The following is a 572-nucleotide window of genomic DNA, read 5'->3' on the forward strand; positions in this document are numbered from 1 at the left end:
CACGTCGACTGGACGGCGGGCGCGGTGGAACTGCTGACCGAGGAACGCCCCTGGCCGGACGCGGGCCGTCCACGCCGTGCCGCCGTCTCGTCGTTCGGCATCAGCGGCACCAACGCCCACCTCGTGCTGGAGCAGGCCCCCGAGACCGGGGATGCCAAGACCGAGGAGGCGCCGGAGCCGGCCGCCACGACGGACGGACCGGTGCCGTGGGTCGTCTCGGGCAAGAGCGCGGCGGCCCTGGCGGCGCAGGCGGAACGGCTGGAGCATTTCCTGGCGACGGACACCGGGGCGTCGGTGGCCGATGTCGGGCTGGCCCTGGCGGTGTCGCGGGCGGCGTTCGACCACCGCGCGGTCGTGATCGGCCAGGACCCGTCGGACCACCGCGCCGCGCTGGCCGCGCTGGCCACCGGTCGGCCCTCGCCGCATGTTGTCACCGGGACGGTGGCCGCCGAGTCCGGGAAGACGGTGTTCGTGTTCCCCGGGCAGGGCTCGCAATGGGTGCGCATGGGTGTCGAGTTGATGGCCACCAGCCCTGTCTTCGCCGAGCATCTGTCGGCGTGTGCGGCGGCGCT

General features: G+C 74.3%; 1 protein-coding gene. It reads left to right on the forward strand.

Translation table 11 applies throughout. The features are described from left to right. Positions 1-572: ketoacyl-synthetase C-terminal extension domain-containing protein (locus ACPXCS_RS39665; protein ID WP_425952367.1), on the forward strand; the 572-nt coding region annotated here is incomplete at both ends.

It is taken from the genome of Streptomyces sp. DT190 (assembly GCF_049846985.1).
GTDB lineage: Bacteria > Actinomycetota > Actinomycetes > Streptomycetales > Streptomycetaceae > Streptomyces.